This window comes from Flavobacterium bizetiae (assembly GCF_902804475.1).
In the GTDB taxonomy this organism is placed as follows: Bacteria; Bacteroidota; Bacteroidia; order Flavobacteriales; family Flavobacteriaceae; genus Flavobacterium; species Flavobacterium bizetiae.
The window spans coordinates 1-3948 of record NZ_CADCSU010000161.1; the positions used below are offsets into that span (position 1 = coordinate 1).

Here is a 3948-nt window from a genome sequence, read left to right on the forward strand (position 1 = left end):
TTGGGAATTATAAGTAAAAATACAATTTTGAAAGCAATTCACAACTATATTTTAATTAATATTTTTTCTGTATGGTTGGGAATTATAAGTAAAAATACAATTTTGAAAGCAATTCACAACTAAGGGTGCGTTTTACCGCTATACTACACAGTTGGGAATTATAAGTAAAAATACAATTTTGAAAGCAATTCACAACAGGCGTTTTCATACATTGCTGTATAAAAGCGTTGGGAATTATAAGTAAAAATACAATTTTGAAAGCAATTCACAACCATAATGACTTTCGTATGTATCATTTGCAGTTGGGAATTATAAGTAAAAATACAATTTTGAAAGCAATTCACAACAGTTGTTGTAGTACCTGGAGTTATTGAATTGTTGGGAATTATAAGTAAAAATACAATTTTGAAAGCAATTCACAACCGGCGCTGCCAATATACCACGCCACCTGTTAAAGATGTTAATATGGCTCTGCTTGGAATGATGTATCCTTTTTATTGCATCACTATGTTTCGGCGCTGATAGAGCATAATGAATATAACGGTAAGATTTTAGAAGAGATAAAAAATAGGAGTGCAGTTTCCTTTTTAATGATCAGGGAGAATTTCTTTCTAATTAAAAAAACTTAGTTTATTCAGAAACTAAGCATGTCTAATAAAAAGTTTAAAATGATTGGCTTTCAGAAAGGAAAAATGTTGTTTCGTGAAATAAAATAATTATTTTGTTCCATATTTGTACCATTGTTTTGTAATGTATTGGTAACCAGGCGTTGTTATTTTTGAAGAAGATAAGTAATGATACGTTTTGATGTGTTTTTTTGCGTAAAATATTGTTGTTTAGGTATTTGTGTGTTAATCGTCTGAGATAAGTAATTTTCTAAAAAGTGGCTTTTTATTTTCTATAGAAAGGTAATTCATTTTTAATGTATTTATGATTATATAGTTACACCTAATTAAAAGATGTAGGTCTTTCAAAAGTCTCTAGCTCATAAAGACTATTTGAAAGTAACAAAAAAAGAGGTTCATTTGCCCTACTGTCTGGACACAAATATATTTTTAATTATGTTTGAGAAAAAGTGAGAGATTTTGAAAATTTAAAAGACAAGCGATTATTGAATAGCGGTAAATTCTATTCTTAATCGCTTGTTTGCTAATAGTATTTATTCGAAACGACAATTAGAAGAAAGTGACTCTGAGGCCAAATCGATTTATCGATTTTTGCAAAGTGATGATGAAAGTGAGGCTGATATTAAAAAGGGTATGTCTTTTAATCCAGCTTCAAAACAATCTCAATTTTGAGAAATTAATTTAAATAAACCTTAATAGGATGAAATATATAACAGAATTGCAGGAAGGAACTAAAATAAAATTAGTTATACTCCTTATTGTTTTATCTATAAGTTCATATTATTTTTTTAAAAATTACAAAACAACGGACTTACAATTAAAAATACTTTCGTTCATAGGGATAGTAGGTTCGGTTTGGCTCATGTACAATGCAATTTATAAAAATAATAATGTTCAATTGCTAAAGAGAAATTTTGAATTAACTACGGGGAAAATCGAAAAATATATTGTTCCTAATATAAAAGGAGCAATTCCTTCGTTAGGCAAAGGTGCAGATCATAACTATATAAAATATTCATATGAAGTAAATAACAATCATGAGACAAATTCATATGATGAAAATTATTTTATAGACCTACCAGATATAAAACCAAATTTGGATATGTCGTATTTGGTAATTTACGAAAAAAGCAATCCAGCAAATAGTTTTATTCTTGTAAACTATCCTATTAATGATTCAGCTGATTTAGATCGCTATCGAAAAATATTTTCTCAAGGTATTCCAGATGATACTTTTAAACAAGAGTAATTGCTGAATATTTCAAATTAGCGGTACATGATCATACTGCTTGCATTGAAAAAAAATATAAATAAAAATATCATATTGAAAATGACACAATACAATTCTTATTTGGTAGGTTTGATAACAACAAAAGCCGAGTAAGTTTTTTATTAAGCTTTTCTAAATATTGCAAATTCTATTATTTTTTCTGAAGCTGAAATAAGAAAAATAAAGTATAAATTTGATAAAAGAATCATGAGATTCCGGGTAAGCTTAAAGATCGATCTGATCCAGATATAGTAACTTATTTAAATGGTAAATACCCTTGGGGATTACTGAATATCTCAGATGAAGAATTAAAAAAGCTTTTGTTGCTGGATGAAGTTGAAATTCTCTATAAGTACAATTGGCAAACTATAAAAAAAATGGAGGTCATTGAGTTAAATATAATTTCTCAAATTCTATTTGTAATAAAAATGGAGTTGATGGAAATTTTAGATCAGAATCCTACTTGTTTTTTCTGATGCATTAAAAAAAATATCTAATAGAGATAGATTAAAAAAGGAATTAGCCGATACAATAGGCTATCTTAAAATAACGAAACTTAAAGAATATAAAAACATTATTATAATGGATTTTTCAAATAGCACAATACTAAAAGCAATAGTTCACGAAGTAGGCAATAAATTTAGGGATGAAGGAATTCTTTATTCTGAGGAGAATCTCGATGTAGAAAATGATGATGCACAATTATTGTTTTCCAGGTATCTTTTAGGATCTTTTAAAGGAACTGAATTTTATAATTTTTTTCATTCCACTGATTTAGAGATGAACGAAGTCTATTCATCTGTTAAAAATATTTTTAAAAATAATGAAGAATTTAAAGAAGAGTCTAAAAAGATTTCGCTGCATCTTTATAATGAGTCAACGCATGCAAAAATAAATAAAGGTGAAATTTATATCGTATACTTTCAAGATTGTAGAATTGATGATGAATTAATCGATGCAGTAGGTTTGTTCAAATCTGAAACAAAAGAAATATATCTGAAAGCCCAGAAAAAAGAGGCTAATTATCTTTTAGCTTCTGAGAGAGGTATGAATGTGGATAAGTTAGAAAAAGGTTGTATAATTTTTAATACTGATGCAGATAAAGGATACAAGATTGCTTTGGTGAATACTTCTCGCTCGGAAGATGCTCAGTATTGGAAAGAAAAGTTTTTGAATGTTGTACCTGTTCGTGACAATTATAACTCCACTAAAAATTATCTTTCTTTGGCTAAGTCTTTTGTGACAAGCCAATTAACGGATGAGTCTGAGGTAAGTAAGGCGGAGAAGGCCGATTTGCTAAATAAATCAGTAGAATATTTTAAAAACAATAACCACTTTGTAGAAGAGGAATTTACATCAGCTGTTTTTCAAGATTCTAAAGTTGCTGATTCTTTTAAAGAATTCAAAGAGAGTTATGAGAACCAAGGAGAAATTCTACCAAAAGATTTTGAGATCGCTCCACAAGTTGTAAAAAAGCAGGCCAGAACTTTTAAAAGTGTTATAAAACTTGATAAAAATTTTCATATTTATGTGCATGGTAAACCGGGTTTAATTCATAAAGGATTTGATGAAGTAAGTGGAAAACATTTCTACAAAGTGTTCTTTGATAGTGAAACATAATAAGGGATACAATTATTGTCGAGATTTTCGCACTCAATATTAATAGTTGAATTAGTTAATTTACTTTTTGTAATTTAAATTTATAATGACTATTGCGTAATAATTTTTTTTCAAAAACAAAAGAAAAAAAGGAAAGCACAAGTCAAATCTACGATAATGAGCCGGAGTGCTATAAGCCCCGAAGGACGGCATAGCCGTTATGCGCATGCAGGTGACGGCGGGCACTACTTTGGCCGCCCTTTTAGTCCGTTTTGAATGAAAATTTTAATGTAGTATTTAATATTTTGACTTAAAAGATCATTCTTAAACAAGTAATAAGTGCTTGTAAATTATTTAGTTAGTGATGTAGGTTTACTATTTAATTACTTTTTTTAAAGAAAAAAACTATACAAAAACACATCAAGTTAATTCGCTTTTTACTATGTTTTTTTA

The 3948-nt window shown here is 28.5% G+C and carries 2 protein-coding genes and 1 CRISPR repeat array; both genes read left to right on the plus strand.

Annotation, left to right across the window (positions count from 1 at the left end; genetic code table 11):
* Positions 1 to 74 precede the first annotated feature (74 nt).
* A CRISPR array of direct repeats spans positions 75 to 423; the repeat unit is 46 nt; unit sequence GTTGGGAATTATAAGTAAAAATACAATTTTGAAAGCAATTCACAAC.
* A 903-nt stretch (positions 424 to 1326) separates the two neighbouring features.
* The gene (locus FLACOL7796_RS21230; RefSeq protein WP_173972794.1) at positions 1327 to 1875 is read left to right on the plus strand and encodes a hypothetical protein; all 549 of its coding nucleotides are present in this window, start codon (positions 1327 to 1329) and stop codon (positions 1873 to 1875) included.
* 603 nt (positions 1876 to 2478) lie between these two features.
* Entirely contained in the window at positions 2479 to 3516 is a 1038-nt protein-coding gene (locus tag FLACOL7796_RS21235) for a nucleoid-associated protein (protein WP_173972795.1), read from the plus strand.
* The last annotated feature ends 432 nt before the right edge of the window (positions 3517 to 3948 follow it).

What these genes read in the sequence shown, in the direction of transcription:
- FLACOL7796_RS21230 (WP_173972794.1), top strand. Translation starts at nt 1,327, where the DNA reads ATGAAATATATAACAGAATTGCAGGAAGGAACTAAAATAAAATTAGTT.
- FLACOL7796_RS21235 (WP_173972795.1), top strand. Translation starts at nt 2,479, where the DNA reads ATGGATTTTTCAAATAGCACAATACTAAAAGCAATAGTTCACGAAGTA.